The sequence below is a fragment of the Kitasatospora sp. NPDC059747 genome (assembly GCF_042732955.1).
Taxonomy (GTDB): Bacteria; Actinomycetota; Actinomycetes; order Streptomycetales; family Streptomycetaceae; genus Kitasatospora.
The window spans coordinates 1-4,430 of record NZ_JBHWGV010000198.1; the positions used below are offsets into that span (position 1 = coordinate 1).

The window sequence follows — 4,430 nt, forward strand, 5'->3', positions numbered from 1 at the left end:
CGGCCCGCTCGTCGCCAGTCCGATCAGCGGCCCGACGGTCCACCAGTACCACACCCCCCACCTCCCCCGCGGCGCCCCCCGCGCCCGTCTCCCCCCCCCGGGAGGTTATGTTTTTCCCACCCCCACCCACCGGGTGGGCTCCCCTCCCCGTTACGGGGGGTCCCGGCGCCGCTCGGGGTCGGGGCCTCAGGAGGCCCGCAGCCGTGGGGTGCGGGGAGGTTCCGTGCGGCGGCGCCCGGTCCTCTCGAAGGCGGCGGCGAGGCGGAGCAGCGAGTTGTCGTTGTAGGCGCGGCCCGCGAAGGTCAGTCCCACCGGCATGCCGGTGTCGGTCATGGTGCCCATCGGCACGGTCACCGTCGGGATGCCCAGGTGGCGCGGTACGAGGTTGCCGTTCGCGACCCACACGCCGTTGCGCCAGCCCAGGTCGGCGGAGGCCTCGTTCACGTCCATGTCGGCCGGGCCGACGTCGGCGACCGTGGGGAAGACCACGGCGTCCAGGCCGAGTTCGTCCATCCACTCCTCCAGGTCGATCCTGCGGGTCTCCTCCAGCCCGCGCAGTCCCTGTTCGAGGTGCGGAATGTCGGTGAACGCCTGATACGCCTGGTCGCGGACCAGTCGGGGGTAGTCGGCGATCACGTCGTCGAAGCCGGCGTAGCGGTCCGGCAGTTCGCCCGGGTGCTTGGGCCAGATCAGGGCGCCGTCGACGTCGGCGAGGGTGGGGAGCGCGGGGTCCGCGTTGGCGCGCAGGAAGTCGTCCCAGGCCCAGGCCGACAGGTCGAGGATCTCGCGGGCGAGGAAGTCGCGGCCGACCAGGCCCCGGGAGAGCAGGGACGGCGCGCCGGGGCGGTCGGACTCGTAGTTGGTCACCACGGGGAAGTCGACCTCGACGACCTCGGCGCCGGCGGACTCCAGGTCGCGGCGGGCGGCCTGCCACAGGGCGAGGACCGAGGCGCGCGTGTCGATCCGCTGCCCGGTCTGGCCGCCGATGCCGCCGTCCGGGTTGGTGCCCGCGTCGGGGTCGGCGTTGATGTACATCCTGGGCACGCCGACGCGTCGGCCGGCGAGCGTCGCACGCGCCGCCGCCGTGTCCGCGGGCGCCAGGGCCGGGTACGAGGCCGGGCGGACGCGGGACGGTGCGGGCAGCGGCACCCAGGGCTGGGCCCGCCACAGGTCGCCGCGGGTGTCCGGGTCGTCGGCGACGATGACGTCGAGCAGTTCGAGCAGGTCGGCCATGGTCCTGGTGTGCGGGACCACGACGTCCATGGTCGGTACGAGCGGCCAGTTGCCGCGCACCGAGATCACGCCGCGGCTGGGGGTGTAGGCGCACAGGGCGTTGTTCGAGGCGGGCGCGCGGCCCGAGGACCAGGTCTCCTCGCCGAGGCCGAACGCGCCGAACGAGGCCGCCGTGGCGGTGCCCGAGCCGTTCGAGGAGCCGGAGCCGTAGGCGCTGGTCAGCCAGTCGGCGCTGTACGGGCTCTCGGCGCGGCCGTGGACGCCGCGCTGCATGCCGCCGTTGGCCATCGGCGGCATGGTGGTCAGGCCGATGAGCACGGCGCCGGCGGCGCGCAGCCGCTCGATGGCGAAGGCGTCGCGCCCGGCCACGAGATGCTCGAAGGCCGGCGAACCGGCGGCGGCGGTCAGGCCCTTGGCGAGGTAGCTGTCCTTGGCGGTGTACGGGATGCCGTCGAGCGGACCGAGCGTCCGCCCCTGGGCGCGGCGGGCGTCGGAGGCCTCGGCGTCGGCGCGGGCGTCCGGGTTCATCACGACGACGGAGTTGAGCGCCGTGGGGGTGCCGGGCCGGTCGTAGGCCTCGATCCGGGCGAGGTAGGCGTCGAGCAGGCCGACCGAGGTGGTCTCGCCCTTCTCCAGCGCCGCGCGCAGGTCGGCGATGCCGGTCTCGACGACGTCGAACGGGTGGGTCATGCGGGTGTCCCTAGGAATGTGAGGCGGTCGGACGGTCCGGGGCGCTCGGCCCCGGACGCGTCACGGGGTGGTCGCGGAACTACAGGACGGCCGGGGCGAGTTCGTCGGTGGAAGGGCGGTCCTGGTCGGGGTCGGGCATGCGGCGGTCGGGGCGGCGTGCCAGCAGGTAGGCGAGGCCGGCGAGGGTGACGGTACCGACGCCGAGCGGCGCCGCCCAGACCTGGTACCAGGGCGCTCCGGCCGGGGCGAGGACGGCGCGCGGCCAGCAGATGTTGACCACTTCGAAGCCGGTCCACAGCACGGCGAGGAGGTTGATCGGAGTGCCGAGGCGCCCGTAGCCGACCGCTCCGGCGGGCTTCCAGGTGCCGCGCAGGCGGGCGGTCAGGGCGACGACGGTGAGCAGGAAGAACGGCACGAAGGTGGCGGCGCTGCCGAAGGTGATCAGGCTGCCGATGGCCGAGGTGCTCAGGCCGAGGGGCAGCGCGGCGCAGCTGATCACCGTGGCGGCGACGAGGCCGCCGATCGGCGCCTTGTGCCGGTTGATCCGGCGGACGTGGCGGGAGAAGGGGAAGACGTCGTCGCGGGCGAGGGAGTAGAGGCCGCGGGCCGCGCCGCCCTGGGAGGCCATGAGGCAGGCGGTGAAGCTGATCAGGACGACGAGGACGAAGGGCTTGTCGGCCCAGCCGCCGAAGGCGTGGGTGACGGCGGTGGTGACCGGGTCGAGGTCCGTGACCGCGACGACGGCGGCCGGGTCGGGGTGGGCGAGCTCGACCGAGACCGCGTTGAGGATGACGACGAGCCCGACGCTGAGCAGCGACCACCACATGGCCCTGGGGACCTGCCGGGCCGCGTCCTTGGTCTCCTCGGCGGTCGACACGCAGGCGTCGAAGCCGATGAAGGCCCAGCCGGCGACGGCCACGGCGGCGAGCAGGGCACCGGTGTCGCTGATGCCCAGCCCCTTCGGCGCGTCGAGGAAGTCGGTGAGCAGGGAGAAGCCGTGCTGGCGGAAGACCAGCAGCAGGGTGAAGCCGACCAGGACGGACGCGACGGCCTCGGCGGCGATGCCCAGGCTGACGAACCAGCGCAGGAAGTTGATGCCGTAGGCGTTGACCGCGGTGCAGAAGAGCAGGAAGCCGACCGAGACGAGGACCTGCTCGGTGGGCGTCGGGACGGCCCCGAAGAGGGCGAAGAGCCACGGCGAGGCGAGGTAGGCGACCGTGGTGTTGCCGAACATCACGGCGAACTGCCACATCCAGCCGCTCAGCCAGGCGAAGGCCGGTCTGGACAGGCGTCTGCTCCATTGGTAGGCGCCGCCGGCCAGCGGCCACTGCGAGGCGAGCTCGGAGTAGACGGCGACGACCAGGCACTGCCCGAGCAGGCACAGCGGCAGCGCCCAGATCCAGGCCCCGCCCGCGACGCTCATGCCGACCTGCACGGCGGCGTACAGCCCGACGACCGGGGAGACGACGGCGAAGCCCATGGAGATGTTGCCGAGCACGCTGAGGCTGCGCCGCAGCTCCTGCTGGTAGCCGAGCGCGGCGAGCCGGTCGGCGTCGGTCTTCTCGCCTGTGGTGCTCACGCCTGTGGCGCTCACGGCTGTGGTGCGCACGGGTGGGGTGTGCTCGGTGGGGGTGTTCTCGGCCACGAACTGCGCCCTCCAGATAAAACTAACTTAGTTAGCGACGGCTGTTGGTCTGGCACCATAGCCCCTGGACGGGGACAGCGGAAGAGGGGATTTTTGGTGGGCCGACCGAGCAGGGCATTGCTGACCCACGAGCGGATCGCGGTCGCCGCGCTCCAGGTGGTGGACGAGGAAGGTCCCGAGGGGCTGACCATGCGCGCACTCGCGGACCGGCTCGGGGTCAAGGCGGCGTCGCTCTACAACCACATCCAGAGCAAGGAATCACTGGTCGACGCGGTCTCCGAGCTGGTCAACGACGAGATCGACCACGAGCCGCTCGGCGACCCCGACTGGCGCTCCGGCCTCGCCGCGTACGCGCGCGGCTACCGCGCCGTCTTCCTGCGGCACCCGAACGCCGTCGCGCTGCTCGCCCGACGCCGCGTCGAGGCGGACAGCGCCCTGCGCGGCTACGACGCGCTGCTCGCCCTCCTGGGCAGGGCCGGCCTCGGCCCCGCGGACGCGGCGGAGGTCGCCGCGGCCCTGGACTACCTGGTTCTGGGCTCGGCGATGGAGACCTTCACCGCCGGCTTCACCCGGGAACCGGCCGCCTACCGGCCGGAGTACCCGGCGCTCGCGGACGCCCTGGACGGCTCCTTCGCCCGCGGCGGAGGCGCGACGGGCCTCGACGACCGCGGGTTCGAACTGGGCCTCGGCCTACTCCTCGACGGCGTGGAACGCCGGAGCGAGTAGGGGGAGGCAGGGGGCACCGGGCCGTGGGGGCCCGGGGCGGGGGCCGGGGCGGGGGGCGGTGGGGGGTGGGCGGGGGCCGGGGGGTGGGCGGAGCCCCCCCGGGTGGGGGGTGGGGGTCTCTACCCCACACACACAC

The 4,430-nt window shown here is 73.6% G+C and carries 3 protein-coding genes; 1 reads left to right on the forward strand and 2 read right to left on the reverse strand.

The features are described from left to right. Nucleotides 1-186: 186 nt before the first annotated feature. Nucleotides 187-1,923, reverse strand: coding sequence for an amidase (locus ACFV4G_RS41680; RefSeq protein WP_380448530.1), 1,737 nt, complete (start codon nucleotides 1,921-1,923; stop codon nucleotides 187-189). A 79-nt stretch (nucleotides 1,924-2,002) separates the two neighbouring features. Beyond that, a complete protein-coding gene (locus tag ACFV4G_RS41685; RefSeq protein WP_380448532.1) occupies nucleotides 2,003-3,502 on the reverse strand; it encodes an APC family permease in 1,500 nt (499 codons plus the stop codon). 162 nt (nucleotides 3,503-3,664) lie between these two features. Here ACFV4G_RS41685 and ACFV4G_RS41690 point away from each other — a divergent pair, with 162 nt between their 5' ends. After that, nucleotides 3,665-4,294, forward strand: a complete 630-nt coding sequence (locus ACFV4G_RS41690) for a TetR/AcrR family transcriptional regulator (protein ID WP_380448534.1) — start codon at nucleotides 3,665-3,667, stop codon at nucleotides 4,292-4,294. The last annotated feature ends 136 nt before the right edge of the window (nucleotides 4,295-4,430 follow it).

Excerpts from the sequence above, each read along its gene's own strand:
- ACFV4G_RS41680 (WP_380448530.1), bottom strand. The coding sequence starts at position 1,923 with ATGACCCACCCGTTCGACGTCGTCGAGACCGGCATCGCCGACCTGCGC.